Annotated in this window: 23 protein-coding genes and 2 tRNA genes; 14 read left to right on the forward strand and 11 right to left on the reverse strand. The window is 50.4% G+C overall.

Going from position 1 to position 26,905, the window contains the following annotated elements; all coding sequences use genetic code 11:
• Positions 1 to 9: 9 nt before the first annotated feature.
• Genes LG204_RS06020 through folB form a run of 3 tightly spaced genes read right to left on the reverse strand, consistent with a single transcriptional unit; the run spans position 10 to position 1,823 of the window.
• On the reverse strand, positions 10 to 390 hold the full coding sequence (locus LG204_RS06020) for a YchJ family protein (RefSeq protein WP_230336420.1): 381 nt from the start codon (positions 388 to 390) through the stop codon (positions 10 to 12).
• Positions 387 to 1,427: a TIGR03790 family protein gene (locus LG204_RS06025; protein ID WP_230336421.1), complete on the reverse strand. Its 1,041-nt coding sequence runs from the start codon at positions 1,425 to 1,427 to the stop codon at positions 387 to 389. The genes LG204_RS06020 and LG204_RS06025 overlap by 4 nt, the downstream gene beginning before the upstream one ends.
• Positions 1,428 to 1,469: 42 nt before the next feature.
• On the reverse strand, positions 1,470 to 1,823 hold the full coding sequence (folB, locus tag LG204_RS06030; RefSeq protein WP_230336422.1) for a dihydroneopterin aldolase: 354 nt from the start codon (positions 1,821 to 1,823) through the stop codon (positions 1,470 to 1,472).
• A gap of 172 nt (positions 1,824 to 1,995) precedes the next feature.
• On the opposite strand from folB, the gene plsY reads away from it, so the two are divergent.
• Positions 1,996 to 2,586: a glycerol-3-phosphate 1-O-acyltransferase PlsY gene (plsY, locus tag LG204_RS06035; RefSeq protein ID WP_230336423.1), complete on the forward strand. Its 591-nt coding sequence runs from the start codon at positions 1,996 to 1,998 to the stop codon at positions 2,584 to 2,586.
• Positions 2,587 to 2,596: 10 nt separating this feature from the next.
• Here plsY and tsaD read toward each other — a convergent pair whose 3' ends face one another.
• Complete coding sequence (gene tsaD, locus LG204_RS06040; protein ID WP_230336424.1) at positions 2,597 to 3,628, reverse strand: tRNA (adenosine(37)-N6)-threonylcarbamoyltransferase complex transferase subunit TsaD; 1,032 nt, start codon at positions 3,626 to 3,628, stop codon at positions 2,597 to 2,599.
• A gap of 131 nt (positions 3,629 to 3,759) precedes the next feature.
• Here tsaD and rpsU point away from each other — a divergent pair, with 131 nt between their 5' ends.
• From rpsU to LG204_RS06065, 5 genes are all read left to right on the forward strand, one after another.
• Entirely contained in the window at positions 3,760 to 3,972 is a 213-nt protein-coding gene (gene rpsU, locus LG204_RS06045) for a 30S ribosomal protein S21 (RefSeq protein WP_013443087.1), read from the forward strand.
• An 83-nt stretch (positions 3,973 to 4,055) separates the two neighbouring features.
• The gene (locus LG204_RS06050; RefSeq protein ID WP_328441278.1) at positions 4,056 to 4,502 is read left to right on the forward strand and encodes a GatB/YqeY domain-containing protein; all 447 of its coding nucleotides are present in this window, start codon (positions 4,056 to 4,058) and stop codon (positions 4,500 to 4,502) included.
• A gap of 113 nt (positions 4,503 to 4,615) precedes the next feature.
• Complete coding sequence (dnaG, locus tag LG204_RS06055) at positions 4,616 to 6,370, forward strand: DNA primase (protein ID WP_230336425.1); 1,755 nt, start codon at positions 4,616 to 4,618, stop codon at positions 6,368 to 6,370.
• A 66-nt stretch (positions 6,371 to 6,436) separates the two neighbouring features.
• Entirely contained in the window at positions 6,437 to 8,353 is a 1,917-nt protein-coding gene (gene rpoD, locus LG204_RS06060; RefSeq protein WP_230336426.1) for an RNA polymerase sigma factor RpoD, read from the forward strand.
• A gap of 14 nt (positions 8,354 to 8,367) precedes the next feature.
• Positions 8,368 to 8,446 (forward strand) — tRNA-Ile (locus LG204_RS06065).
• Positions 8,447 to 8,473: 27 nt separating this feature from the next.
• Here LG204_RS06065 and LG204_RS06070 read toward each other — a convergent pair.
• From LG204_RS06070 to LG204_RS06080, 3 genes are all read right to left on the reverse strand, one after another.
• The gene (locus LG204_RS06070; RefSeq protein ID WP_230336427.1) at positions 8,474 to 9,529 is read right to left on the reverse strand and encodes an integrase; all 1,056 of its coding nucleotides are present in this window, start codon (positions 9,527 to 9,529) and stop codon (positions 8,474 to 8,476) included.
• Between the two features lie 204 nt (positions 9,530 to 9,733).
• Positions 9,734 to 11,068 (reverse strand): replication initiation factor, encoded by a 1,335-nt coding sequence (locus LG204_RS06075; protein ID WP_230336428.1) that lies wholly within the window; start codon positions 11,066 to 11,068, stop codon positions 9,734 to 9,736.
• 106 nt (positions 11,069 to 11,174) lie between these two features.
• Positions 11,175 to 11,933: a hypothetical protein gene (locus LG204_RS06080; RefSeq protein WP_230336429.1), complete on the reverse strand. Its 759-nt coding sequence runs from the start codon at positions 11,931 to 11,933 to the stop codon at positions 11,175 to 11,177.
• A 288-nt stretch (positions 11,934 to 12,221) separates the two neighbouring features.
• Here LG204_RS06080 and LG204_RS06085 point away from each other — a divergent pair, with 288 nt between their 5' ends.
• Complete coding sequence (locus tag LG204_RS06085; protein WP_230336430.1) at positions 12,222 to 12,710, forward strand: hypothetical protein; 489 nt, start codon at positions 12,222 to 12,224, stop codon at positions 12,708 to 12,710.
• Positions 12,711 to 12,968: 258 nt separating this feature from the next.
• Positions 12,969 to 13,214: a hypothetical protein gene (locus LG204_RS06090; RefSeq protein ID WP_230336431.1), complete on the forward strand. Its 246-nt coding sequence runs from the start codon at positions 12,969 to 12,971 to the stop codon at positions 13,212 to 13,214.
• Between the two features lie 116 nt (positions 13,215 to 13,330).
• Here the strand turns inward: LG204_RS06090 and LG204_RS06095 are convergent, their stop codons facing one another.
• On the reverse strand, positions 13,331 to 14,158 hold the full coding sequence (locus LG204_RS06095) for a hypothetical protein (protein WP_230336432.1): 828 nt from the start codon (positions 14,156 to 14,158) through the stop codon (positions 13,331 to 13,333).
• Positions 14,159 to 14,488: 330 nt separating this feature from the next.
• Here LG204_RS06095 and LG204_RS06100 point away from each other — a divergent pair.
• Positions 14,489 to 14,569, forward strand: a tRNA-Ser gene (locus LG204_RS06100).
• A 66-nt stretch (positions 14,570 to 14,635) separates the two neighbouring features.
• Here the strand turns inward: LG204_RS06100 and LG204_RS06105 are convergent.
• Both LG204_RS06105 and LG204_RS06110 read right to left on the reverse strand, forming a co-directional pair.
• Positions 14,636 to 15,469 (reverse strand): alpha/beta fold hydrolase, encoded by an 834-nt coding sequence (locus LG204_RS06105; protein WP_230336433.1) that lies wholly within the window; start codon positions 15,467 to 15,469, stop codon positions 14,636 to 14,638.
• An 88-nt stretch (positions 15,470 to 15,557) separates the two neighbouring features.
• Positions 15,558 to 15,872: a hypothetical protein gene (locus tag LG204_RS06110; RefSeq protein WP_230336434.1), complete on the reverse strand. Its 315-nt coding sequence runs from the start codon at positions 15,870 to 15,872 to the stop codon at positions 15,558 to 15,560.
• 165 nt (positions 15,873 to 16,037) lie between these two features.
• Between LG204_RS06110 and LG204_RS06115 the strand changes: the two genes are divergently transcribed.
• On the forward strand, positions 16,038 to 16,652 hold the full coding sequence (locus LG204_RS06115; RefSeq protein ID WP_230336435.1) for a TetR/AcrR family transcriptional regulator: 615 nt from the start codon (positions 16,038 to 16,040) through the stop codon (positions 16,650 to 16,652).
• A gap of 71 nt (positions 16,653 to 16,723) precedes the next feature.
• Here LG204_RS06115 and LG204_RS06120 read toward each other — a convergent pair whose 3' ends face one another.
• Positions 16,724 to 18,220 carry an efflux transporter outer membrane subunit gene (locus LG204_RS06120; RefSeq protein ID WP_230336436.1) on the reverse strand — a complete coding sequence of 499 codons (1,497 nt, stop codon included), beginning with the start codon at positions 18,218 to 18,220 and terminating at the stop codon, positions 16,724 to 16,726.
• A gap of 71 nt (positions 18,221 to 18,291) precedes the next feature.
• On the opposite strand from LG204_RS06120, the gene LG204_RS06125 reads away from it, so the two are divergent.
• From LG204_RS06125 to LG204_RS06140, 4 genes are all read left to right on the forward strand, one after another.
• Positions 18,292 to 18,909, forward strand: coding sequence for a TetR/AcrR family transcriptional regulator (locus LG204_RS06125; RefSeq protein WP_230336437.1), 618 nt, complete (start codon positions 18,292 to 18,294; stop codon positions 18,907 to 18,909).
• Positions 18,910 to 18,985: 76 nt separating this feature from the next.
• Positions 18,986 to 20,098 (forward strand): efflux RND transporter periplasmic adaptor subunit, encoded by a 1,113-nt coding sequence (locus tag LG204_RS06130; protein ID WP_230336438.1) that lies wholly within the window; start codon positions 18,986 to 18,988, stop codon positions 20,096 to 20,098.
• Positions 20,095 to 23,160, forward strand: coding sequence for an efflux RND transporter permease subunit (locus LG204_RS06135; protein WP_230336439.1), 3,066 nt, complete (start codon positions 20,095 to 20,097; stop codon positions 23,158 to 23,160). The genes LG204_RS06130 and LG204_RS06135 overlap by 4 nt, the downstream gene beginning before the upstream one ends.
• A gap of 842 nt (positions 23,161 to 24,002) precedes the next feature.
• Complete coding sequence (locus LG204_RS06140) at positions 24,003 to 26,855, forward strand: autotransporter family protein (protein WP_230336440.1); 2,853 nt, start codon at positions 24,003 to 24,005, stop codon at positions 26,853 to 26,855.
• The last annotated feature ends 50 nt before the right edge of the window (positions 26,856 to 26,905 follow it).

Below are 26,905 nucleotides of genomic sequence, written 5' to 3' on the forward strand. Positions count from 1 at the left end.
CCCCAGACTTTACTCGCCGCTTGCATCCAGATAGTACCAATCGCCATTCAGTTTGATAAACCGGCTGATTTCATACAGTTTTTCCGCTTTGCCGTTGATCTTGTAGCGCGCTTCGAACTCTACGATCGCGCTATCGCCTTGCACTTCATCACGCAAAATGCGCAGGCCTATCCATTTGGTGGGCGCATCTTCGGTTAAGCCAAGTCGCGCCGGGCGGGTGTCAGGATGCCAGGTAGCCAGCAGATAATCTTCAAGCTGGAGCGCGTAAGCCGCATAACGGGAGCGCATCAGCTGGACAGGGGGTGGTTGCTCACGGCTGCCAGTATGCCAGCGCTGGCAGCAAGTGGAGTAGTTCGTGCCACTGTGGCAAGGGCATGGCGTTGGCTTCATGGGCTCGGTGCGCCCTGTGTTCTGGCATATGGAGTAGCCAGAGGCTCCCCGATGAAAAGCCCTTGCGCTGGCCATGCCACGCTTTTCCAGTAGCTTTCAATCAGGGTTTCGCCCTCAAGATAATGTTTCATGACGATGCTAGGTGCCGGGAATTTTTGCCAGTAATTGCAAGGCTCTGAAACCGTGCCATAGCTGCCCGTGGCACCTGCATCCAGCCAGCGCAGGCTGGACATCTGGGATTTGCCTAAAAGGTCGCCGCCACTGGATGTCAGATGATCGGCAATGGCGCCCGGCCTGAATGTCAGCGTATCCAGATGCGGCACGGAAATTTTGCCCGTAAAGTAAAACATCACATCCTTGCGATCCTGAATGCTGTCCGCCTCTATGCGTTGAATGGTGAGCTGGCTGGCGGCAATCTGCATGGGTTTCGGAAACATGGGCACGCGCGCATTGCGTGCCTGGTCCGATGTCGTCAAGAGATAAGCACTGCTGGGAAGCAATCGGAAGCTGCTGAATACGCCACGGTCTATCAGCGCTTTTGCCTGCTCCACTGACTCGACTGGCAGCAGTATGGTGGGGCGTATGCCGAGGGTAGTATAAGGTTGGCTGACAGAGCTGTTGAAATAGGGGCTGGGCTTGCCGGGATCGCAGGTTTTTTTACACTGCTGGGCGTCATAGCCTAGGGTCATGGCGGAAGTGATGCTGTTGCACTCCACCGCATAAGGGGTGGTCCAGATCAGCACGATGGCCTGGATCTCAGGGCCCAGGCGCGGAAGTATATTGCTGCGTAAACCGGCAAATTCCCAGGCGCTTAATTTGACTTTGCCCGCAGGCAGTTTCACCTTGATCAGGTTTGTCGAGGGAATCTGGCGTGCTTGCAAATAATATTCCCCCACTTCCATGCTGTTGGGGTCCGCTTCGTTCACGATAACGGCGAGGTTATTGGGTCCTATTCGTTCCGAGGCTGCCGATGCCTGGGTGGAAAACAGGCAGCAGGTAAGCACTAGGATAAATGCGCGGATTAGGTAGGGCTTCATGGGATGAGAACGCGAATGTTGAGCTTAAGTGGATGGAGTGAGCTAAGGCTTGTTTCGTTCAATAACAACACCCAGTGCTTTTAGCCCCGGCAGAATGCCTGGTTTGGCGACCTTGATTTTGACCCACGGTGCGCCGAATTCATTAAGCACGATCTGACACAGATGCTCAGCCAAAGCCTCTACCAGCCTGAACGACTTCTCGCTGAGCGTTTCGCGTATGCGTGCCACCACCATGCCATAGTCTATGGTGTCGTCGATTTCATCGGTCTGGCAGGAACGACTGTGCGGCATGGCAATTTCCAGATCAAGGATAATGGTCTGTGGCACCATGCGCTCCCACTCCGGCACGCCAAGTCGGGTTTGCACTTTGACTTCGCTCAAGAAAATCATGTCCATGCTGGGTGTCCTTAAGTTGATTCATGCCTGATGATGGCGAGTCAGGCGTCGGTTTAGCGCTGTTGCACAGAGGTTTGCGTTCACGGCGGTGCGGGAATCCAGTATATTCCTGCTTTTGTGCGTGGTTCATGCGCACTGGCACCGTAAAAATTTCAGGAATTTTAAAGTATTTATGATGATTGATAGCGCTTTTATTCTGGCAGCGTATTTGCTGGGTTCAATTTCATTTGGCATTGTCATTAGCAAGCTGTTTGGTTTGCCTGATCCGCGCACCGTTGGCTCCGGTAATCCAGGGGCGACCAATGTATTGCGCAGTGGCAAGAAGCTGGCAGCCCTGCTTACCCTGCTGGGCGATGCTGCCAAGGGCTGGCTTGCCGTGTTCATCGCGCAGCAATGGGGATTCGATGCCGATATGGTATGCCTGGTTGCCCTGGCGGTGTTCATCGGCCATCTTTACCCCGTGTATTACGGCTTCAAGGGCGGCAAAGGTGTGGCAACAGCGCTTGGTGTGCTGCTGGCATTTTCGGGCTGGTTGGGCTTGGCGGTGCTGCTGACTTGGGCGCTGGTGTTTGCCATCTGGCGTTACTCTTCCCTGGCGGCCTTGGTGGCAGCGTCCATGGCGCCGCTGTATGCGTGGTATCTATTGCCCAGCGAGAGTTATGTGTGGACAGCGCTAGTACTCGCGCTGCTGTTGATCTGGCGCCATCGTAGCAATATCAGCAAGTTGCTGGCGGGAACCGAAGCAGGCTTCGGCAAAAAATAAGCCCTTAAACTCAGGCTGGGTGCTGCAGGCTGGCAAGGTCCCAGCGTGGGCGTACGCTGAAGCCATGGTCGCCCTCGGTCTCATGCTGCATGCGCATGGCGCCGGCAAAGGCAATCATGGCGCCGTTGTCGGTGCAAAATTCCAGGCGCGGATAGTGCACATGGCATAAACGTCGCTTGGTGGCGCGGTTGAGTTTTTCACGCAGTTGCCTGTTGGCGCCTACACCACCAGAAACCACCAGCTGATCCAAGCCGGTATCCCGCAGGGCCGCCATGCATTTCGCCGTCAACACTTCCGTGACGGCTTCCTGAAATTCCAGTGCAATATCTGCCTTGGTCTGCTCATCCAAGATGCCGTCGGCATCACTGTGATCATTTACCAGCGTCAATACGGCGGTTTTAAGTCCGCTGAAACTGAAATTCAGGTCGCCACTGTTCAGCATCGGGCGCGGCAGTTTGAAGCGTCCGGGTGTGCCACTGTCCGCCAGGCGAGATACTGCCGGGCCACCGGGGTAATTCAAGCCCAGCAGTTTGGCGGTTTTGTCGAAAGCCTCGCCTGCGGCATCATCCAGCGTATCGCCCAGCAATATGTAATCGCCTATGCCTCCCACGCGCATCAATTGGGTGTGGCCGCCAGAAACCAGCAAGGCCACAAACGGAAATGCCGGTGGATTGGCTTCCAGCAATGGAGCCAGCAAATGCCCCTCAAGGTGATGCACGCCCACGGTGGGCAAATTCAGGGTAAACGCCAGTGATTCGGCAATGCTGGTGCCGACCAAAAGGGCACCAGCCAGGCCTGGGCCTTGCGTGTAAGCAATGCCACCAATATCGGCAAGCGTCAATTTGGCTTCATCCAGCACGCGTTGTATGAGTGGCAATGTGCGGCGCACATGGTCGCGCGATGCCAGCTCTGGCACTACGCCACCGTACTCGGCATGCATATCTATCTGCGAGTGAAGCGCATGGGCCAACAGGCCATGCCCCTGGTCGTACAGGGCAATGCCGGTTTCGTCGCAGGAGGATTCAATGCCGAGAATAATCATAGTGGGTTGGGCTTGCAGTACGCAGGGATAAGGGGCTGAGTGAGGCAAAAGTACAATATAACGATTGATAAAACCGTAATGTGGCGCTAGAATAGCAGACTTTTTCGCCCTTTCTCAAGGAAAGTGATCTAATGTCCAGCGTACGTGTTAAAGAAAACGAGCCGTTTGACGTGGCTCTCCGCCGCTTCAAGCGCATGATTGAAAAAACTGGTCTGTTGACCGACTTGCGTGCTCGCGAGTTCTACGAGAAGCCTACCTGGGAGCGCAAGCGTAAGGCTGCTGCTGCTGTTAAGCGTCACTATCGTCGTATTCGCAACCAGACTCTGGCACCTAAGCTCTACTAAGCTTCTTTGGCCGTATATTCGGCTGTGAGTTTTGTGGTGAGATGTGTAGCGTTGGTTGTACTGGTTGATAGGGAGTGCCTGTTGTGTCGTTGAAGGTTCGCATTAGCGAGGATATGAAGTCGGCTATGCGTGCCAAAGACAGCGCGCGACTGGGTGCCATTCGTCTGTTGCTGGCTGCTATCAAGCAGCGCGAAGTGGATGAGCGCATCGAGCTTGATGACATGCAAGTCATCGAGGCGATTGAAAAGATGCTGAAGCAGCGTCGCGACTCCATTTCCCAGTACGAGGCAGCCAATCGGCATGACCTGGCAGATGTTGAGAAGTTTGAAGTAAGCGTGTTGCAAGAGTATCTGCCACAAGCGCTGACCGAAGACGAGATCAAGGCGATACTTGAGCAGGTGGTGACGGAGACATCCGCATCTGGCATCAAGGATATGGGCAAAGTCATGGCCGCGGTTAAGCCGCTGGTTGTAGGCCGCGCCGACATGGGCAAGATATCCGGGTTGATCAAATCCAGATTAAGCGCCTGACCCTGACAGCTTGGTAATTTAAAAAAGGAGCTTTGGCTCCTTTTTTGCTTTTAATGGAATGGGTTTAGGCTATGATTTCTGCATTACGGTTTTTGGGTGCTGATTGTCTTTAAATGATTCCTGAGTCGTTTATCCAAGAGTTGCTCAATCGCGTTGATATCGTCGATGTAATCGACCGTAGTGTCCCGCTGAAAAAAGCGGGGGCCAACTATTCTGCCTGCTGCCCCTTTCATAACGAAAAATCACCCTCATTTACGGTAAGTCCCACCAAGCAGTTTTATCACTGCTTTGGCTGTGGGGCCCACGGTTCTGCCATTGGCTTTGTGATGGAATATCAAGGCCTCAGCTTTGTGGAAGCCATCAATGAGCTGGCCAAGCAAGTGGGGATGATGGTGCCGCAGGAGACGCGCGAGCGCGATGCGGATGTCCCACAGAAAAAAGCCGTACCCGGCATGGTGGAAGCCATGCAGCAAGCTGTGTTGTATTACCGTGGCGAGCTCAAGAAATCCCAGCGCGCCATTGAGTATTTGAAAGGGCGCGGGTTGAGCGGCCAGATTGCCGCCCGCTTTCAGATGGGGTATGCCCCATCCGGCTGGCAAAATCTGCAGGAGGTATTCAGTGATTATCAGGACGATGTGCTGAAGTCGATCGGTCTGGTCATTGAAAACGAACAGGGGCGGCGCTATGACCGCTTTCGGGATCGCGTCATGTTCCCCATACATGATCAAAAAGGCCAGGTGATTGGCTTTGGCGGCCGGGTGCTGGGTACCGAGGGGGAAGACGATGGCCCCAAATACCTGAATTCTCCCGAAACTCCTTTGTTTCAGAAGGGTCAGGAGTTATATGGCCTTTTTCTGGCCCGCCGTGCGATTCGCGATGCTGGTCGTGTGCTGGTGGTGGAAGGCTATATGGACGTGGTCGCGCTGGCCCAATACGGCATTGAGTATGCCGTCGCCGCCTTGGGCACCGCCACTACGCCGGTGCACATCACCAAGCTCATGCGGCAGACAGATGAAATCGTGTTTTGTTTTGATGGGGATGCCGCCGGCCGCAAAGCTGCCTGGCGCGCTGCCATGAATGCCTTGCCAGCGTTGACGGATGGCTTGCGATTAAGCTTTCTGTTTTTGCCAGCCGAGCATGATCCGGATAGCTATGTGCGTGAATACGGCAAGGAAGCGTTTGAGGCGGCCATGCAGAGCGCATTGCCCTTGTCGCAATATCTCATACAGCACTTGAGCGAAGATAACGGCCTGCAATCGCAGGAAGACAAGGTGCGCTTTTTGAATGAGGCAGAACCCATTCTAGCGCAGATACAGGCGCCACGGCTTGCACTGTTATTGCGCAAACGCGTGGCCGAGTTGGCCGGCCTTTCGGATGAAGAAATGCGCAGCATGATCCGTCTGCCCGAGGTGCAGCGCCCGCGCCGAAGCCAGCCGCGGCAGACGCGCAGCACGCTCTCATTGCAGCGCCGCTTTGTTCTGATGGTGCTGATGCAACCCGCGTTGGTGAGCCCCGATGACTTGGCATGGGTTCTGCATGAGAGTGAAGAAGATGCTTTGGTGAAACAGACGCTGGAAGCCGCGATCGCCTACCCGAATGCAAAGCCTGCAGGTTTGTTGCTGCAGTTGCAAAATCGGGTGGATGCCCGGTTGATGCGCGAGCTGGAGCGCGAGATTCATTTGCTGGATGAGCAAGTCGATTACTCTCTTGAATTTGAGGGGGCTCGCAAGCAATTAAAGGATATGTACGCCGAGCGGCAAGGAAAAAGTTTACTGGCGCGCATGCAGGAAAAGAAAATCAGCGATATGACCGAGCAGGAAAAGGCATTGCTGAAAGCGATGGTAGGCGCGACTAAAAATAGGTCGTGATTTAAGGTATAATGCCGGGTTTTTCCGTAACCGCATTTAACAGGTTTAATGGATTTGAGGTCAAGCATGGCTAATGAGCAAAACGATAAGGTCAACGATAAAGTAGAAACGCAGATCAGCGATGCTGATATACGTCGTACACGGCTTAAGTCGCTGATCGTTCTGGGTAAAGAACGCGGCTACCTGACTTACGCTGAAATCAATGACCACTTGCCGGACGACGTTCAGGATTCTGAACAGATCGACGGCATTATCGGCATGATTAACGATATGGGTATTCAGGTGTACGAAGAGACACCTGATGCCGAAGCATTGCTGATGTCGGATGCTCCACCGCCAGTTGCGGATGAAGATGCCGTGGAAGAAGCCGAACAGGCCCTTTCTACTGTGGATTCCGAGTTTGGCCGCACCACCGACCCTGTGCGTATGTACATGCGTGAAATGGGTACCGTAGACCTGCTCACGCGCGAAGGCGAAATCGAGATCGCCAAACGCATTGAAGACGGCCTCAAGCACATGGTGCAGGCGATTGCTGCCTGTCCTACCACCATTGCCGAATTGCTGGCCATGGTGGAAAAAGTTGAAAAAGACGAACTCAGCGTTGATGACCTGGTAGACGGCCTCATCGATTCCGACGTTGGCATTACCGAAGACATTCCGGTAGAAGCCGCTGAAACCGAAGAGGAAGAGGCTGAAGAAGATGAGGAAGACGACGGCGACGAAGACGGCGCCAAAGCAGCTGCCATCTCCGCTGAAGCGCTGGCCAAGCTGAAGGAAGAAGTGCTCACGCGCTTCGCCGTTATCCGTCAGTCACACCAGAAAATGACCGTCATCTTGCAAGAGCGCGGCTCTCAGGATAAAGAATATCAAGCCCTGCAAAACGCCATTCTGGAAGAGCTGACAGCGTTCCGCTTCTCTGCCAAGCAGGTTGAAGCCCTGTGTGATCAGGTACGTACCATTGTGGAAGACATCCGCGGCCACGAACGCAAGATCATGGAATTCTGCGTGGACAAGTCTGGCATGCCACGTGCGCACTTCATCAAGGTATTTCCTGGCAATGAAGGCAATCTGGACTGGCTCGCGGGCGAGCTGACCGTTAACAAGCCATACGTTGAGCGTCTGGAGCGCTTCAAGCACTCCATCGTGGATCAGCAGCAACGCCTGCTGGACCTGCAAGACCGCGTGGGTATCCCTATCAAGGAACTCAAGGAAATCAACAAGCAGATGTCCACCGGCGAAGCCCGTGCACGTCGTGCCAAGCGCGAGATGATCGAGGCCAACCTGCGTCTCGTGATCTCCATCGCCAAGAAATACACCAACCGTGGTTTGCAATTCCTGGATCTGATTCAGGAAGGCAACATTGGCCTGATGAAGGCCGTGGACAAATTTGAATATCGCCGTGGTTACAAGTTCTCTACGTACGCCACCTGGTGGATTCGTCAGGCCATTACGCGCTCCATCGCGGACCAGGCACGCACCATCCGTATTCCGGTGCACATGATCGAAACCATCAACAAGATGAACCGCATCAGCCGTCAGATTCTGCAGGAAACCGGTCTGGAACCAGACCCCGCAACCCTCGCAGAAAAGATGGAAATGCCGGAAGACAAGATTCGCAAGATCCTCAAGATTTCCAAGGAGCCTATCTCCATGGAAACCCCGATCGGCGACGACGACGACTCCCATCTTGGCGACTTTATCGAAGACATGACTACGCTCGCCCCGGTAGACGCCGCCGTGTACGCCAGCCTGCGTGAAGCCACCAAGGAAGTGCTGGAATCCCTCACCGCGAGAGAAGCCAAGGTACTGCGCATGCGCTTTGGTATTGAAATGAACACCGATCACACGCTGGAAGAAGTCGGCAAGCAGTTCGACGTCACCCGCGAGCGTATCCGTCAGATCGAAGCCAAAGCCCTGCGCAAACTGCGTCACCCAACGCGCTCCGAGCGCCTGCGCAGCTTCCTCGAAACCGGCAACGACTAAACGCCTAAGTTACAGGGCCTCTAGCTCATGCCTGGTTAGAGCAGCGGACTCATAATCCGTTGGTGCTCGGTTCGACTCCGAGGAGGCCCACCAATCAGATCAACGGCTTAGGTGAATAACCTAGGCCGTTTTTCTTTCGATGTGGGGTAAATGTAGGAACGACACCACATTATCCTCTCTGGATTCGATCCGGGCGGCAGCTATCGCCAGATTATCCGTTGCAAATTTCGCGTAGCGATCTACCATCACACGCGATTTCCAACCACCGAGGTCTTTCAGCTCGTCGCAGCTTGTGCCAGCCTGCCGATGCCAAGAAGCCCAGGTATGCCGTAAATCATGAAACCGAAAATCCTGAATGTCAGCCTTGGATAGCGCGGTATGCCAAGCGTCATTCGTTAATTCCCAGCCAATGGGCTTCCCTCGATAAGTGAAGCAATAACGAGAGTGCATTCCTTGCTGTTCCTGTAAAACAGTAACCGCATCACGATTTAGCGGTACACCCCGCGGTGTGCCATTCTTGGTGTGGTTTAACCAAGCAGTCTTGCGAAGCAAGTCCACGCGGTTCCACTCCAGGTTTTTAATCTCGCTGGCTCGGCAGCCAGTCGCAAGCGCGAATCGAATTAAAGCTGCGAGGTGTGGAGCAGAAACTGAAATCAATCGATCTGCCTCAACCTTTGTCAGCCAGCGATCACGCTCCACTTCGCCACCGAGCAGACGAATTTTTGGGAATGTGTCTATCCATTGCCACTCATCCCGCGCCATGCGAAGCAGAGCGCGAATAGTTGCCAGATAGCGATTCACCGTCGCGGGCATATTTCCCTTCTTGAGTTCACCTTGCACAACAGACCAGATTACGTCTCCATTAATCTGATTTAGCATGAGTGGCCCCAGATAAGGGTCAAGTTTGCGCAAGATACGCTGCACATCCTTAAAGCTTCGCAAATTCGCCTTAACTGCAAGATACCTTACAACAGCTTCTTGCCAACTCCGCTTTGGCTTGATGCCAAGGAATGTTTCCTGAAAAGCCTCATGCCTCAGTTTAGCTAAATACGCTTCGGCTTCCTGACGGTCTTCAGTCCGAGAGCTGCCGCGTAGGCGTTTGCCGTTGGGTAGAATAGTGTCGATCCACCAGAAGCGTGAGTTCGGCCTCCGGTAGAGTCCAGTTTCACGGGCCATAATGTCTCCTTTCCGGCCCGCCCTCGCTGCTTATATTCATCCAACCAGACATCCAGGTCAACTTTGTCATATACCAGACGCCTACCAAACTTCACTGCAGGAATTTGGAGTTCGGCTAAGAGCGTCAATCCAATCCCTAGATACCGTGCGGCTTCTTCTTTGGATAAACAACGGACTTGCGGCAAGGGCAGGTCTGAATTGTCCTTAATCTCCATCCGAAGCTTTCCGATAAGCACGCGCAGCACCTGTTATGCCGTCATCCTCATCTACGGTGTTATCTACTGTATTGAACTGGCGGGCTTTGAGGGACACTTTCTCATTGATGAGTTCTTCAAAACTCATCCCGGCATCCATTGCACGGTTGTTCATGTAATGAAATAGAGCTTTTTGGAAAGGCTCTTTAGCTTCGTCGTAGTCCCGGAAACCATGTGCCGCCATCCAGGTTGTAAAGGCACTGAAAGCGCGGCCTAGTGAGATTCGATCTTCTGGAGTGCGCTGATTGGAAAAACGGTTGGAAAGAGGGCCGCCGTTGGTTTCCCAATCAAGACCCGATAAGGACGTCCAAAGTGGATGTATAGGCCAACGGGAGCGCGTCTTGTCATCTGGATTAGGAATAGTCAGCTTGCACCATTCGGTGCTGGCATAACTCCACAAGCCATTAAGATGCGCTAACACGTCCCCGATAGTGATTAAGCCTTTCTGGGTTAATACATCTCGCTTGAACTGAAATTCCAGTCGCCAAACTTGTTCCCCTGCTTCCCAGCCTGCTTGTTGCCATAAGGGAATCAGATAACCTTTGTTGCTTTTGAAAATCTCTAACAGTTTGTTATAGAGTCGTGCTGCCATCGTTCCACCTAATCCAATAGCCCATCCGGTAAAGACGTTATCTACGGCGTAAGCATTGACCGCAGAGGCATGCGTGACCCATGCATCTCTTTTCCAGCCTTCCATGTCCTGATTAGTTATGAAGTCGACAAATAGATCAATGCGGCTGACATGAGCCTGACCTTCCAATTCGCCTAGCTGGACCAAGACTGAGCGAATGGCTTTTTCTGCCTCGGTCGGGGGCATGTAGGTAAGGAACTCGCTGGAAATTTTGGCATAGGCCATTGGTATTTTCTTCCCCGGGCGAGACAAGGAAATACGGAAAGCGTTGTCCTCCATGACGTAATTGAAGAAAGATGAGCCTTTGTCTTTCACCTCAAAAATATGGTCATCGAGAACATATTGCGCCTTAGCCCGTTCGTCTCGATGTTCAGATTGGGCGGTCTGCTTTAGGCCTTTGAGCTTTATATCGATATCGGGATAGAGATTGCCGTGATAAGAGAGATACAGGCTATCTACGCCAAAGCGTAGAAACTTAACCTTACACTCCTCTTGATTGCTGTTATTGGTAGCTGTGTTACTAGGCACTGCTACCGCTTCGCGGACCCCATTCGCCTGGCTGACGCCAGTGCGGGCGGGGTCCTGCTCATCCGACAATGTCTTATGGTCGACATGTTTCGGAGAATTCCCAAGCACATTCTTTGAAGTATTCATATCCACTTTTCCTTTCGAGTCTTGCCAGCATTCCGAAGTGGTTGCTGGAGTGGATACAAAATTTATACATGCTCATCTGGAATGGCGACTACCTAAAAATAAAATTTCAAGTGGTTGAGAATTTACGGGCAGTGTGGATGTGCTTGCGAAGATTTTTAGCAGCGTTATAGCTTTTAGGATAAAGGCCATTCCCCACAAACAATCCAATTAGCTCATCATCCGTAAATTTATTGAAGCCCATGTCTCTCAAAAGAACAATTGCATAACGCAAATCCCCGATAGCCTCCATATTTTTTTTAGAAGGGCCTTTGAGAGCTTTTCTGAGATGTAAGAAAAAAGTTTTATCGTTTGTTAGTTCGGCGTAAGAAAGCCGATCGGAGAAAGTTGGACATAGAAGTATTGTTCGATCAATGCTGACTGCTTTAAAAAAAGCATCGTCACTTCCAGTTCTAACTTCGTGAACTAGGGCGCCTAGCGAGCGATGAAAAAGCATGATGCTTAAAATGTTTCTTTGCATAACGAAAGATAACCAAATTAAATGCTTCTTCTCTATTTTCTCTTCATTAGCTTCATACCAGCGATCTAATACTCCGCCATCGGCAGCAAGATCAATGGTTGCTTGAGTTATATCCTTTGCTTTGGATGCCTCCACCAGTGATTCTTGGAATCCAAGTAATACCGACAAATATGCCAATTGCTCCACGAACGGGAGCTCATAGATAAAAGCCCAGGAATAATATTCACCAAGAATTTCTTTTACTTTCTCTGGCTTCGATAGCATTACTTCGCCTAATTTCTTCATTTGAGAACGAATCTCAGGTAGCGTCTTAACAACAGAAGAGAACTGATGAGGAGAAAGGTTCATTTGCTGGCCGAGGAGTGAGGGTGTAGATGGAACTCAATATTCTTAATCGTAAGTTAAACGAGGTGAAAAATAAATAAACAGGTGGTTTGAAAAGAAGTCTTATATGTTGATTAATATATGAACATATATTATATTTATATAACCTATTGAAATTTATATAAAAGATATTTTAAATCCACAGCCTCATCCACAACATGTATTTTTTCTCACTTTTACAAACTCGTTTGTATTTTTTCTGCTTGCATTGTTCCTGTTGGTGCGGTAGGATTTTTCATACAGGAAGGGCTTATGAGTGATTATTTAAATAAATTGAAGTCTTTGGTTAAGCGACTCCAGCCATACGTGGAGATTGACGGCGAAGCTCTAGTGTTCGAAGAAGACTTGATTCTTATCCAGCGCGCGTTAAGTGCAGCGGAAGAAAGCCATTTGGACAGCTCAGAAGATCAAGCGGAAATTGCTAAAAAATTACCTGAGGGCTTTTTTGACAATCCTTTGGTAATAACTGGTAAGGATGTGGTCGGGTTGCCACAAGAGGTGCTAGACGAGCTCAACGATCTGGATAGTCTAGAAACCGAAATCCTTGAAATTTTTGAATTGGCAAAAGGGCCTGTAATTATTGACAAGATAATTGCAGGGCTTTATCACTTAACAGGAGTGAAGCATACGCGGTCCGGGATAACTGCAAAGTTATATCGCATGGCTAAAAAGAAGCTGATCTATAGTGTGCCACGTAAAAAAGGCGTTTACTCGTTGGAGGATACTAATGATGAATTGTAAAGAGGAGGAATGAAAAGGCCTAAGCTACATTACAGATAGCTTAGGCCCGGTGTTAATGAGAGGTGGAGCTCGTCATTAACATGCTGGTTTATGGACTGCCAGCACAGTCTACGTCTCCCGACGTTCGGCCATATTAATCAATATATGGTTGCGTGACAAGCCGATCAGGTCCTTCAAGCAAGAAGGAGATTATTATGCTTAATCGCAAAATAATTCCAGTGCGTCAGTATGTTAGAACTCGCTACGGAAAGTTAGAACATGTCTGCAAGCATTGGCGTTCCCCTCCTAGAGGGTAACGGAAACAGAGTAGGCTTCGGCCTGCTCTATCCTTCCAATCTTTGTGTCTCATTTATATGGTTCGCAAAACTGACGGCGAACCACCTCAACGGCTTAGTCAGGCTTAACCTATATAAGGATGTATTATCATGGCAGGACATAAACCAGGTAGTAACTCAGGTAATAATGGCGGCATATATCAAGAACAAGGGCCTCGAGGTGGATTAAGGCCAAATTACAGTACAGTTCCTGATCATAAACCGTTTCCTCCTACGAGTAGTCCAGGCAGCACATGGCAGCCGGTCAAGGTGACGCCAGACAGTAAAAGGTAAATTAAGAGGGGGCTATGCCCCCTTTTTCGCGTAAATTTGTTTCAAGAAACTAACTATTCTATTTCTTTTTGGTTTGTCATCTCCAAGCTTCTCGAATACATCGAAATCGAAAGGCGTGGCTGATACGATTTTTTCCTGTTTAAGTACTAGCAAAAAATCTTGGCTGATTTTTGAATATTCTGTAATGAGAGTAACTGTCAAATCGTCCTTGTTTCGATACCCGCTACTGATGGGCATGAATGCGATTTCTTGATCTGCGCCCTCGTTCTCATTTGGTTCCCCCATGCTGATTACCCTACCGATATAAACCTTTCGGTCTTCCATAGTCAGCATTAAGCTCTGTTCTTGATTTCTCATGGAGTCGAAAAGAAGCTTATCCAAAGGGCTATCTTTAAATAACTCGGCCATAATGAAGAGCCGTATTTGATTCGAATCTGTAAAACCATGCTTTTTTCTGAGTATGAATTCGTAGAGCCATGAATATATATATGGGATAACTAAAATCATCGTCGCTGATAGCACTATAAGCCATGCCGCCTGATAAGCGGTCTGATCATTTAGTATCTGGTGGCTGCTATCTAAGCTCGCCAGTAAGCCTGCTATCCATGAGATGTAATCAAACGATGGAATGAAACTGCAAGTGCTTGATAGTTTTCTTAATGCTGCTTGAAGAGCCCAGTGTAGACCCAGTGCTGCGATGAGGCTATCAATGCCTAGTTTTGCAGCTTGTAGATATAGATACTGCCCCTCATAACGATGGAGCTTTAAGTAATAATAAGGATGTGAATGGCAAAAAATGAAGCCACTTACCAATATCGGTAAGATTAACAGCACCCCCATTATTTATTGATGAGCTTTCTAATTTTTAGCAGGTCATTCTGAAAACTCGTAGAGCGCAAAACCTCTTGAGGGTCAATAGTTACAGTGCCTCTGCCCACAACTCTTGCGGACGGGAAGTTGGTCGTCATGCTCTTTATTAAGCGAGCGCTTCTTTCCTCATCGCTTGTAGGCTTTGTAAATAAGCTATATATAGATCTCATGTTGATCACCTCTGCCCCTAATATATAGGTACTTGACACGTAAATCAATATTATGGTGCGCGATGAACTGTAGAGCAAGTCCAAATGTGGGGTCTTTAGCAAAGAGAAGCGTGTCTTAGCGAGTGAGGGCGGGTCTAAGTGTAATTGAAACAAGTGGTTATAAAAACTCATAATCCGTTGGTGCTCGGTTCGACTCCGAGGAGGCCCACCAAAGTTAAAAGGGTTAGCATTTTTTGCTAACCCTTTTTTATTGTTAAGCTTCAAATGTCTACTATGATTAATGGTTTTGGGCAGCTTTAATAATGTTCGCAGACCCGGCTGGATTATCCAGAAACGAAAAATGCCCGGTTTTTTGCAGAGATGTGAATTTGACATGATTGGGTAATCGGCGCTTATTCTGTTCCAACGCATAGTTCGGAGACCAGTCCCTGTCACCATAAACGACCTGAGTAATGACAGAATTAGGAATTTTGGGATATTCTTTATCCGCTATTTGCGACCAGGACGGTGCTTCTTTCATCATGGATTTCATGACCAGAGGGAATCTATGGTCTTGACTTGGTACGCTGATCAACTTGCCGACAAATTCATCGGATAAATTCTTTTTATTGGCGAATCCCGCTTGGAATATGTATTTAAACAATGGCGGAATATCGCGTTTAAAAGGTTCTTCAGTGAACTTTCCAATATAAGAAACCACCTTGCCTATCGGCCCGCCGATCAGGGAGCCCATGGTGTCATGGGGGTTGAATGCATATACATGGGAAATGCGATTAGGCATCTGTGCTGCCAGGCACAAGGCAATGGTTCCACCGATGGACTCCCCGACAACAGTGATGTCATTCAAATTAAGTTTCTTGATCAGAGCGCTTACCGTATCAATAAATAATGTCGCATTGTAGGGTTTATTCAATTCCTTTGAGGAGCGACCAAAACCAGGTAAATCAGGAATGATGATTCTGTAATTGTCTGCTAACAGCGGCACAATCCGTTCAGCGTATTCGATTTGGGTACGCAGGGTGTGCAGCAGTAACATGGTTTTCTCACCGCGTCCGGTTTCCCAATAAGAAATGTTGCGGTCATTTACCCGGGTTTGCATATATGTGTTCATTTTTGATCTTCCTTTTTAATTCCTGAAGAATTTATCCTGAGAGCATACTCATGCTCGTTTCTCGAAGCATGAGTAGCCCAGATATGATTTAGGATTTTGAATCGCGATATGGATTTTGAAGTTTTCTAACGAACGTTTCTGCTGCAGAGTTCGACGTCGTTTCTGTTACTGCTGGGGTTACACGTGGTGTCTTACCGAGGACCGTGTTTGCAAACAGGTCGAGGGATTTGCTCACGTCAGGTTTTTCATTTGATACTGAAGTCTCCGCGGGTTTCCAGTTTCCTTGGAGAGTTCTTTCGATAAAAACATTGGCAGACTCAATGTTTCCATCAGCAAATGTCATGGAACTGGTCGCTGCAAGTGAGACAAACAGAGTGCCTATAAGGGTCGGTTTGATATTCATGATGTGCATCCTCATTAAGTTAAAAGAAATGTTTCATGATTCTTGAGTAGGGCGGGTAGCTTTCGCCAAGCAATTATGTAACATGGATTACATTATTTGATTGCGGGTTGCTTTTGTCAACATATTTATGTAATCTGAGTTATATTATTTTTAAAAGGGTTACCCATGCCTCCAGCAGGTCGTCCGCGAACATTTAATCGCGAGGAAGCGCTTCAAAGAGCCATGCTGCTTTTTTGGAAAAATGGTTATGAAGGCACAACGATGGCTGACTTGGTCGCGGCGATCGGGATGAAAGCGCCGAGCGTATATGCCGCTTTTGGCAACAAGGATGCTTTGTTCAAAGAGGCGGTGGAGTTATATACAAGCAGGGTCGAGCAGGGGCCATTAAATGCTTTGGAACAATCGGATTCTATTGGGCAGGCGCTCGAAAACTCCTTTGCCAATAGCGTGAACATGATGTCGAGCCCAGAAATATCTAGCTGTCTTATTATGGCTGGGGCGATCAATTGTGCACCTGAACACCAGGAGCATGTTCAACATTTAAGGAGTCTGCGAGTTGTTTACAAAGAGACCTTGCGTAATAGGTTTCTGCGGGCAAAAAATGATGGTGAGCTGATCGAAGATGCTGATCCAGAGGCGTTGGCAGAGTTCTATTTCAGTTTCATTCATGGTCTGGCATTACGTGCAAAAGACGGATCTACGAAAGCGGAATTAGAATCTTCATGTAAATTTGCTTTACAAGCGTTGGCCCTGGTTTTAAGGCAGTCCCAACCAAGGTGATAAGTAATGACGACTGCCCTGTTTGAATTCAATTGACGACATCGGCAGAGCAATCCTCTTGCTATATGCGATTACTGGGCATTCATGGAAAGTAAATTGGGTGAGCCAGGTGAAGCTTTGCTGGGCTCCCAGCCGCCTCCCAAGGCCTTAAAAGCCGCGATAGCCGAGCGGGCGGCCTCAGTTTGAGCTTGTGCTTTTGCGTCGGACGTTCTAAGCAGATTTTCATCGGCGTATAGCACTTCAATCATGCTGACCGCGCCTTTTTGATACGCGACAAACGCGGAATTCCGTGCTTGTGAAAGCGAGGTCTCGCTTTGTAACAAAAGCGCTGTTTGTTGCTCGCGCTTGATTAAAGAGGAGAGGGCGTTCTCAACATCCTCTGTGGCGCGAAGTGCAGCTTGACGGTACGCCGCCATGGCCTCCGCTTCCTGACCTTTTGCCATTTCTATCTGCGCATTGATGCGCCCAAAGTCAAACAAACGCCAGCGCAGGCCAAGCACGCCTGTGGCTTGATTGGCGCCGCTACTAAACATATTCCCAGTCGAAATTGCAGTCGCCGTACCAAGTAGAGCGGTGATGGAAAACTTGGGGTAATACTCCGCTGTTGCAGCGCCGATTCTGGCATTGCTGGCTGCCAGGCGACGCTCTGCCATGATCAGGTCGGGGCGACGTCTAAGTAGGTCGGATGGGGTGCCCATGGCGGTGATTTGAGGGGAAGATGGAATATTCTGGACGGTAGCAAGTTCATTCCTGTAAGTCCCTGGAGGAACGCCAAGCATGACATCGAGAGCATTCATTGCCTCTTCAAGATTTGCCTCAAGGGCTGGGATCGTGGATTCGGTCTGAGCGCGCGTACCCTTCGCTTGATCGAGGTCTCTGGTGGGGGCGAGTCCTCTGCTATGAAGCAGCTCTACCAGAGTGACCAGCTTCTGTTGGGTCTCAAGCTGATGCTGTGCAATCGCAATACGATTTTGCAAACCACGGATCAGGATATACAAGTCGGCCGTTTTCGCAGCAACGACTAGGCGCGTGGCATTTTTACCCGCTTCAGAAGCTTGGTATTCGGCCATGGCGGCCTCCTGGTCACGGCGTAGCCCGCCGAATAAATCCATCTCCCAAGAGGCGCTCATATTGGCTTCGTATTGCCGGCCATTTCTGTCATAGCCTGGGGTCGCATTCAGGAGTTGTCCCAATGGCGTTTCAAGCGATTGATGGTTTCTGGCTGCAGATGCACTTAGATCGCCAGATGGTAATAAGGCAACATTTGCCATGCTTAAGCCTGACCGTGCTTGAGTGATACGCGCGGATGCCTGCGCTAGATCAAGGTTCTGATTAAAGGCAATGGAAACGAAACGCGTGAGTAAAGGGTCATTGAATCCTTCCCACCACATATCAAGATATGCATCATTTATGGCGGTTCTTTGTCCAACTTGAGAAGAAGCAAGATAATGATCGGTTAAAGATACTTCCGGTTTTTTATAATCAGGGCCTACCGCGCAACCAGCCAGTGCGACGGTAAATGTAAAAAGAACCAGAGGTTGACGAAGCACCATAATATTCTCACTCATCCATAGTTGTGACCATATTACCATTCGGTCACTTATTGTCAAATTTTATAAATATAGGTACCGTGTTCGGTATGAATAAATCTACTTCTCCAATTACTCCCCCAAGAGGGCCGGTTGACCATAATGTACGTACGCAAATTATCGAAGCCGCAGATCAGCACTTCAGTCATTATGGATACGAGAAAACAACCGTTTCTGATCTGGCAAAATCTATCGGTTTTTCCAAGGCCTACATCTACAAATTTTTTGACTCGAAACAAGCCATAGGTGAGGTGATCTGCGCCAATTGCCTAGAGACCATCATTGCCAATGTGAAAGAGGAGGTTGCCAAGGCGCCAACGCCTTCTTCTAAATTACGCAATATTTTCAGTGGTTTGGTGAAGAATAGCATTGAGCTTTTTTTCCAGGACCGCAAACTGTATGAGATCGCCGCCTTTGCTGCGGGTGAACGATGGCCTCCCACGCTCGTTTATGAAGCCGAGATAAAGAACATGCTTTTAAATATTATTCGGGAAGGCCGGGAGGCCGGGGAGTTTGAACGCAAGACGCCGATTGATGAGACGGTAAATGCGATACACCTCGTAATGCGACCATTAATAAATCCCTTGCTCCTGCAGCACAACCTACACTTGGTTGAAGAAGCACCTTCCTTAGTGTCAGCCTTGGTGCTCAGAAGCTTATCGCCATAAAATTACCATGTGACTATTGACTAAATTGGTCACATAACCAACAATGAGTCCCCATCACTATATGAAGGGGATACTCATGCGACGTCCACAGCTTGCCTCACTCGCTTTTTTTGGTTTTCTGATACTGGTATTGGCAGGGTGCACCGAGAAGTCCAGTCCTGATCCACGTACGCAAATCGCCCTTGTCAGAGTTGGAACGGTTGAGGCGGCTTCTTCATCTTCTCGTGCCTTCACAGGAACAGTGGCGGCACGCGTGCAAAGCGATCTCGGTTTTCGTGTCTCCGGAAAAGTCCTGGAACGCTTGGTGGACACAGGTCAGTTCGTCAAGGTTGGCCAAACGCTTATGCGTATAGACCCTAAAGATTTTCAGTTGGAAACGCGTGCGCGCATGGAAGCGGTTGCCGCCGCCAGAGCGCTGGCCGATCAGACAGCTGAAGATGAGCTTAGAAATCGCGACTTGGTAGCTGCAGGCGCTGTTTCTGCGTCAGCCTACGATAAAATTAAGGCTGCGGCGGATTCTGCCAAAGCGCAACTTAATGCGGCAGAAGCGCAAGCGGGCGTCGCCAGCAATGCATCCAGCTATGCCGTGCTGCTCGCAGATGCGGATGGGGTGGTTGTGGAAACATTGGCAGAACCTGGTCAGGTCGTCGACGCTGGTCAGCCTGTCATCAGAATCGCGCGGGCCGGGCAACGTGAGGCCATCATTCATCTGCCTGAAACGCTGCGTCCTGGACTGGGGTCTATCGCCCAGGCCAGTCTTTATGGCAGGGATGTTGCTGTGTCCGCCAAACTGCGCCAGTTGTCAGGCGTGGCGGATGCCATTTCCCGCACATTTGAAGCCAGATATGTGTTGGAAGGTGATTTGGCCGATGCACCGCTTGGCGCGACCGTCACCATTCGTATTCCCGAAAATGGCGTGGCACTTCAGAACAGTCTCCAAGTACCTGTCGGGGCAATTTTTGATGCAGGCAAAGGCGCCGGCGTCTGGGTGGTAGAAGGATCACCTACCCATGTTTCCTGGCGAGCCGTCACCATTCAAGGCTTGGATAATAGCTTTGCACGAATCAATAGCGGACTCAAGACCGGTGAGCAGATTGTCACTCTGGGCGCTCATCTGTTGAGAGAGGGGGAGCAGGTTCGTGTGGCAAGTAACGAAGGTGCATCCACCGGTGCTGGAGAAACACGATGAGCACCTTTAACTTATCCGCGCTCGCCGTCAGAGAGCGCTCCGTTACGTTGTTCCTGATCATTCTTATTTCGCTGGCCGGGGCGATTGCATTCTTCAAACTGGGGCGCGCTGAAGATCCCCCCTTCACAGTCAAAACGATGACAGTCATCACCGCTTGGCCGGGTGCTACTGCGCAGGAAATGCAAGACCAAGTAGCAGAAAGAATCGAAAAGCGCATGCAGGAGTTACGCTTTTATGACCGGACGGAAACCTATACCAGGCCCGGTTTGGCGTTCACCACGGTGACCTTGCTGGACAGTACGCCGCCGTCCAAAGTGCAGGAAGAGTTCTACCAGGCGCGGAAAAAAATCGGAGATGAAACACATAATCTCCCGGCGGGTGTCATTGGGCCATTAGTTAATGACGAGTATGCCGATGTGACATTTGCCCTGTTTGCATTATCTGCCCCGGATGAGCCGCATCGTTTGCTGGTACGTGATGCCGAAAGCCTGCGTCAGCGTCTGCTACATGTGGAGGGCGTGAAGAAAGTCAACATCATAGGCGAACAATCCGAGCGCATTTTCATTGCCTTTTCACATGACCGTCTCGCCACATTGGGCATTTCACCTCAGGAAATTTTTGCGGCGCTGAATAATCAGAATGCATTGACGCCGGCAGGATCGATCGACATCAAAGGTCCTCAGGTAGTCATTCGAATTGATGGGGCCTTCGATCAACTGCAGAAAATCCGTGATACCCCCATCCAGGCGAAAGGACGTACCTTAAAACTTTCGGATGTGGCGACGGTTGAACGTGGCTACGAAGACCCCGCCACCTTTATGGTACGCAACAATGGTAAGCCTGCCATTCTGTTAGGCGTTGTGATGCGCGACGGCTGGAATGGCCTTGATCTCGGTAAGTCACTGGATAGTGAGGTCTCTGCTATCAATGCTGAACTTCCACAAGGAATGGGGTTGGCCAAGGTGACCGATCAAGCCGTCAATATTTCTTCGTCGGTCGATGAGTTTATGGTCAAGTTTTTCGTAGCGCTCCTGGTGGTCATGGTCGTGTGCTTCCTCAGCATGGGGTGGCGTGTAGGGATTGTGGTAGCTGCCGCTGTGCCGTTGACCTTGGCTGCTGTGTTCGTGGTCATGGCTGCCACAGGCAAGAATTTTGACCGCATTACATTGGGTTCGCTGATCCTTGCACTAGGTTTGCTCGTCGATGATGCCATCATCGCTATCGAAATGATGGTAGTAAAAATGGAGGAGGGGTATAGCCGCATTGCTGCTTCCTCTTATGCATGGAGCCATACCGCTGCACCCATGTTGTCTGGCACATTAGTCACAGCTATTGGTTTCATGCCGAATGGTTTTGCACTCTCCACGGCCGGTGAATACACCAGCAACATGTTCTGGATTGTAGGTACCGCTCTTATTGCATCCTGGGTCGTGGCCGTGGTATTCACGCCTTACCTTGGGGTAAAGCTGCTCCCGGATATCAAGAAGATAGAAGGCGGGCATGGCGCTATTTACAACACCCCCAATTACAATCGTTTTCGCCGAACGCTCGGCTTCGTGATTCGCCGCAAATGGCTGGTGGCTGCTGTGGTTATAGTCACGTTCATCGTGGCAATTCTAGGCATGGGAGTGGTGAAAAAGCAGTTTTTCCCGACATCCGACCGGCCGGAAGTGTTGATTGAGGTCCAGATGCCATATGGAACCTCTATTGAGCAGACCAGTGCCGCCACGGCCAAGGTAGAAGCATGGCTTGCCAAACAAAAAGAGGCCAAGATCATTACCTCCTACATTGGTCAGGGAGCGCCGCGCTTTTATCTGGCCATGTCGCCTGAGTTGCCGGACCCATCGTTTACCAAGATTGTCGTCAAGACAGAGAGTCAAGATCAGCGCGAAGCACTGAAAATCAAGCTGCGCCAAGCGATTGCCGATGGCCTCGCGTCGGAGGCGCGCGTTCGTGTCACGCAACTTGTGTTCGGTCCGTATTCCCCTTTCCCGGTCGCTTTCCGTGTGTCAGGGCCTGATCCGGAAAAAATTCGTGAAATTGCATATGAGGTAAAGCAGGTCATGGATGCCAGTCCTATGATGCGCACGGTGAATACGGATTGGGGCGCCAAGGTTCCCACGCTGCACTTTACCCTTGATCAGGACCGAATACAGGCGGTGGGCTTGACGTCTAATGGTGTTGCGCAGCAACTTCAGTTTCTTCTAAGTGGATTGCCAGTCACCTACGTACGTGAAGATATACGCACGGTTCAGGTGATTGCCCGTGCAGCCGGGAATGTGCGTCTTGATCCAGGCGCAATCGGCGGCTTTACCCTGGTAGGCTCGGCTGGCCAAAGGATTCCATTGTCACAGATGGGAACAGTCGATGTGCGAATGGAAGACGCCACCTTACGTCGACGTGACCGCATGCCGACCATTACTGTGCGTGGCGATATCGCTCAGGAACTGCAACCACCAGATGTATCTGCTGCGATCAAGGCGCAACTGCAGCCCGTCATCGCCAAATTGCCAACAGGCTATCGTGTTGAAGAAGCTGGCGCCACGGAAGAATCAGGCAAGGCGACCAAGGCATTGCTGCCTTTGTTCCCCATCATGATTGCGATGACGCTGGTTGTCATCATTCTGCAGGTACGTTCGATCTCGGCCATGATGATGGTATTTGCGACGAGCCCATTGGGTCTGATTGGGGTGGTTCCCACATTGCTTCTTTTTCAACAACCTTTTGGGATAAATGCGTTGGTGGGGCTGATTGCGTTGTCTGGGATTTTGATGCGCAATACGCTGATTCTAATCGGACAGATTGAACATAACCTGAAAGAAGGCATGAGCCGTTTTGATGCTGTGGTCGAGGCGACCGTCCAGCGCGCACGTCCAGTCATTTTGACGGCGTTGGCGGCTATTCTGGCATTTATTCCACTCACACATTCCGTGTTCTGGGGAACCTTAGCTTATACCCTCATTGGCGGCACTTTTGCTGGCACAATCCTGACGCTCGTGTTTTTGCCAGCTATGTATGCTATTTGGTTCAAAATAAAATACTCAACGTCGGATGCAAGATAGGCCTTTGCTGGAGAATCCAAATAGGCAGCCACTGGCCATGGCCTGAATACAGTTTTGATTCAACGAAGGTTCAACCATACTGATATCTAACAAAGGCTCATTGTTAGGTTATGAGTGCTAACTATTTGTAAAGTTGGATATTGTTTCTCACAGTTGTGTATTCGTAAGGACTCATAATCCGTTGATGCTCGGTTCGACTCCGATGAGGCCCACCAAAATAAAAAAGGGGTTACGTTAATTCGTAACCCCTTTTTTTATTAAAGGTTCAACAATGGCCTGTCGCCAGTAGATTATGAAAAGCGTTATTTAGAGAGGCTTTCAACTGTCTAAGATAGCCGGGGCGATTCATCTTTCCCAGTTCTATTATCCATAGTTAAGAGTGATTATCTTCTGTAGAACATCGCATCATGCCCAAGGTCGGATATTCTCAGATTTAAGCGCTTGCAAAAAATGGGTCTGCACATTGCACTACGAATCTCCCATATATTCAAGGATGAAGGGGTCTTTGCTGTCTTGTCATAAGCCACGGCCTCATCGACTATCATCTGGATAGAAGGATTATGTATGCATCGGGCTTAGGCCAGCATTTGTCAATTAATCGAAGTACTGACAGCCCAGTACACACAAGCTTTCAGCAACTGATGGTGGGGCGGATCTTTTGGGCGACTCCTAGCCTGGTTCCTGAGCGCTTTTTTTGTTGCATAACTTTTTTATTATTCAAGATGTGCCCTACCTGACCCATATCCCATAAAGGGGCGCGCAATCGATATCGATTCCTTGAGTGGCCTTGATTCAACAATACATAGATTTAAATCTACGCATTGAATTAATGGGGGGCATTAATGACAAATTCCAATCGTGATTTTTTGCAATGCTCACGTGTTTTAAATTATTCCAATGACGCTGTGACATCATTGTGTGCCGCAGAGAGAAAAAGTTGCCGAACCAAGCATGACAACACGCCCCTCCTTCATCGCCGCCCCCTGATCCTGTCAACCGCGTTCGCTGCATTGGTATATGCAGGCGATGGCATGCAACAGGTGCGCGCAGAATCCGTAAGCGCCACTGGTGACTTGAATTCTCTGCCCCCTGGGGGAGCGCAGCATTGGAACGTTGGTGGTGATCTTGTCGTTGGCGATACGAACGTCGGGACCTTGCTGATCGATGCCGGCGGCACAGTAAGCAACGACTGGGGCTACGTCGGTAATACCGGAACTGGTAACGGAACCATTACTGTCCAGGGTACAGACGGCAGCGGAAATGCCTCGACCTGGACTAGTTCCGGTCAGATTTATATAGGTGTTGAAGCTGGCAGTAACGGCGCACTCAACATCCTTAATGGTGGTGTCGTAACGAACAGCGGGGCCGCTACTATCGGCAACGATAGCGGCAGTACGGGTATTGTGATTGTCTCAGGTGCAGGATCGACTTGGGGAAATCCGTTCACGCAATCCTTTCAAATTGGCGCTGGCGGCAGCGGCACGCTTCAGATCAACAATGGCGGTACGGTACACAGCGGTCAGGGAGTTATCGGCTACGCTGGAGGTAGCGACGGGCACGTTACCGTTACAGGTCTTGGTTCGCTCTGGGATCCCGTTGACAACATCTATGTGGGTTTCGGAGGTGTTGGCGATTTGAGTGTACTGGAGGGGGCAACGGTAAGCACGGTGCAAAATGGCGGCGGCGCCGCAACGATCTATGTCGGCTTCGACAACGGAGGACAGGGGACGGTGACCGTATCAAGTAGTACCGGCAATACCTCGACCTTAAGCTCTAGTGATGATCTGATCGTCGGGGTAAGTGGCTCCGGCACAGTGAACATCGAAAAGGGCGGCTTGGTGAGCATTCGTGACAATGTCTATATCGCAAGGAATGCTACGAGTAGCGGTACATTGCATCTCAACGGTGATGCTACCGGGCGCGGCATTCTCGAAACCGGCTCAGTTATCGCAGGGGCTGGCACTGTCAATCTGGACCTCAATGGCGGTATCCTGCGTGCCAACCGTAATGAAGCCAATTTCCTGAGCGGATTCGCGGGACTGGCTGTCGGAGCCGAAGGAGCATGGTTCGATACCAATGGGCACACCATAGGTGTTAGTACGGCTTTCACCGGCACCTCCATCTTTAACAAACTGGGCGCAGGCACGCTGATATTAACCGGCGATAGTTCGAATTTTACCGGCAACGCAGTAGTAAGCGCGGGAACGCTGCAGATGGACGGCATCCTCGGCGGTACTATCGATGTGGAATCTGGCGCACGCCTGACCGGTATCGGCCAGGTCGGAGTCACCACTAACCTTGGCGTCATCGCTCCCGGCCACGCTAATAGCCTAGGCACACTCACCATCGCAGGTAACTACACCCCAGCGGGCGGCAGTATCGAAATCAGGACTCAACTGGGAGACGACAGCTCGGCAACAGACCGCTTGGTCATCACCGGCAGTACTTCAGGTACCACGCCGGTCAAAGTAACGAACTTCGGCGGAGCCGGTGCACAGACGACTGAAGGCATCAGGATCATTGAGGTGATGGGCGCCTCCAACGGTACATTCTCACTGGTAGGCAATACCACTTATGAAGGCCAACAAGCTGTCGTGGCTGGTGCGTATGCATACCGCCTTTATGCAGGAGGTGCATCCACACCTGCAGATGGCGATTGGTACCTGCGCTCGGTTTTACAAAGCACATCTGCCCCACCGAGCACACCACTATATCAACCAGGCGTGCCAAGCTACGAAGCCTATCCGCAAATCCTGTTAGGGCTGAATGGATTGCCGACACTGCAGCAACGGGTGGGCAATCGCTTTTGGAGTGATGGCAGCAGCTCGTCTTTCAAAGACAATGGGCGCGGCGTAATGGGTACGTTTACCGAAACGAATGGTATGTGGGTGCGGGTAGAAGGTGGCTATAACCGGATGACGCCGAAAGAGTCGACTTCCGGCAGTGACTATCAGTACGACACATACAGAATGCAGGGCGGCATCGATGCCATGCTCATGGAAAACAGCAACGGCAAACTCGTTGGCAGCGCCCTCGTCCACTATGTGCATGGCAGCGCCAAAACGTCGTGGCGTTATGGTGCCAACAACTATGGCTCCGGTGATATTTCCACCAATGGCTACGGTGTTGGCGGTGCGCTGACCTGGTATGGAGAAAGCGGATTTTATGTAGATGGTGCAGCACAACTGACCTGGTACAGCAGCAACCTGTCTGCCAATTCAGTTCATAGTCTTCAAAGTGGCAACCATGCCTTCGGTCAGGCCTGGTCGGTCGAAAGCGGCAAACGCGTCAAGATGAATGGCAACTGGTCCGTGACACCGCAAGCTCAAATGATCTATTCCAAGGCAAGCTTCAATGGCTTCACTGACGTCTTTGGTGCATCGGTCAGACCAGGGCGTGACGACAGCTTGCAAGGCCGCTTCGGCATCAGTCTCGATTATCAGGAAAACCGCACCCGTTTCTATGGCATCGCCAATTTATACAACGAGTTCTTTAACGGCACTTCAGTCACGGTTGCCGATAAGACCTTCGCCAGTCGCAACGACCGACTGTGGGCCGGACTCAGCTTTGGTGGCTCGTACAACTGGAACAATGACAAGTATTCGGTCTACGGAGAAGCCGGCTACAACTCCGGCTTGGCCAGTGGTGATTCGCATGGATATGGAGGAACGATAGGCCTTCGATTCAAATGGTGAAAGGGGGCTGATTGTTCGGCTACATGACAAACAAAAACAATATGGATACA

The organism is Methylovorus menthalis (genome assembly GCF_020523625.1).
Lineage (GTDB): Bacteria > Pseudomonadota > Gammaproteobacteria > Burkholderiales > Methylophilaceae > Methylovorus > Methylovorus menthalis.

Bases quoted from the DNA above. Each gene is read 5' to 3' on its own strand.
- LG204_RS06020 (WP_230336420.1), bottom strand. From the start codon at position 390: ATGAAGCCAACGCCATGCCCTTGCCACAGTGGCACGAACTACTCCACT.
- LG204_RS06025 (WP_230336421.1), bottom strand. From the start codon at position 1,427: ATGAAGCCCTACCTAATCCGCGCATTTATCCTAGTGCTTACCTGCTGC.
- folB (WP_230336422.1), bottom strand. From the start codon at position 1,823: ATGGACATGATTTTCTTGAGCGAAGTCAAAGTGCAAACCCGACTTGGC.
- plsY (WP_230336423.1), top strand. From the start codon at position 1,996: ATGATGATTGATAGCGCTTTTATTCTGGCAGCGTATTTGCTGGGTTCA.
- tsaD (WP_230336424.1), bottom strand. From the start codon at position 3,628: ATGATTATTCTCGGCATTGAATCCTCCTGCGACGAAACCGGCATTGCC.
- rpsU (WP_013443087.1), top strand. From the start codon at position 3,760: ATGTCCAGCGTACGTGTTAAAGAAAACGAGCCGTTTGACGTGGCTCTC.
- dnaG (WP_230336425.1), top strand. From the start codon at position 4,616: ATGATTCCTGAGTCGTTTATCCAAGAGTTGCTCAATCGCGTTGATATC.
- rpoD (WP_230336426.1), top strand. From the start codon at position 6,437: ATGGCTAATGAGCAAAACGATAAGGTCAACGATAAAGTAGAAACGCAG.
- LG204_RS06070 (WP_230336427.1), bottom strand. From the start codon at position 9,529: ATGGCCCGTGAAACTGGACTCTACCGGAGGCCGAACTCACGCTTCTGG.
- LG204_RS06075 (WP_230336428.1), bottom strand. From the start codon at position 11,068: ATGAATACTTCAAAGAATGTGCTTGGGAATTCTCCGAAACATGTCGAC.
- LG204_RS06080 (WP_230336429.1), bottom strand. From the start codon at position 11,933: ATGAACCTTTCTCCTCATCAGTTCTCTTCTGTTGTTAAGACGCTACCT.
- LG204_RS06085 (WP_230336430.1), top strand. From the start codon at position 12,222: ATGAGTGATTATTTAAATAAATTGAAGTCTTTGGTTAAGCGACTCCAG.
- LG204_RS06090 (WP_230336431.1), top strand. From the start codon at position 12,969: ATGTCTGCAAGCATTGGCGTTCCCCTCCTAGAGGGTAACGGAAACAGA.
- LG204_RS06095 (WP_230336432.1), bottom strand. From the start codon at position 14,158: ATGGGGGTGCTGTTAATCTTACCGATATTGGTAAGTGGCTTCATTTTT.
- LG204_RS06105 (WP_230336433.1), bottom strand. From the start codon at position 15,469: ATGAACACATATATGCAAACCCGGGTAAATGACCGCAACATTTCTTAT.
- LG204_RS06110 (WP_230336434.1), bottom strand. From the start codon at position 15,872: ATGAATATCAAACCGACCCTTATAGGCACTCTGTTTGTCTCACTTGCA.
- LG204_RS06115 (WP_230336435.1), top strand. From the start codon at position 16,038: ATGCCTCCAGCAGGTCGTCCGCGAACATTTAATCGCGAGGAAGCGCTT.
- LG204_RS06120 (WP_230336436.1), bottom strand. From the start codon at position 18,220: ATGAGTGAGAATATTATGGTGCTTCGTCAACCTCTGGTTCTTTTTACA.
- LG204_RS06125 (WP_230336437.1), top strand. From the start codon at position 18,292: ATGAATAAATCTACTTCTCCAATTACTCCCCCAAGAGGGCCGGTTGAC.
- LG204_RS06130 (WP_230336438.1), top strand. From the start codon at position 18,986: ATGCGACGTCCACAGCTTGCCTCACTCGCTTTTTTTGGTTTTCTGATA.
- LG204_RS06135 (WP_230336439.1), top strand. From the start codon at position 20,095: ATGAGCACCTTTAACTTATCCGCGCTCGCCGTCAGAGAGCGCTCCGTT.
- LG204_RS06140 (WP_230336440.1), top strand. From the start codon at position 24,003: ATGACAAATTCCAATCGTGATTTTTTGCAATGCTCACGTGTTTTAAAT.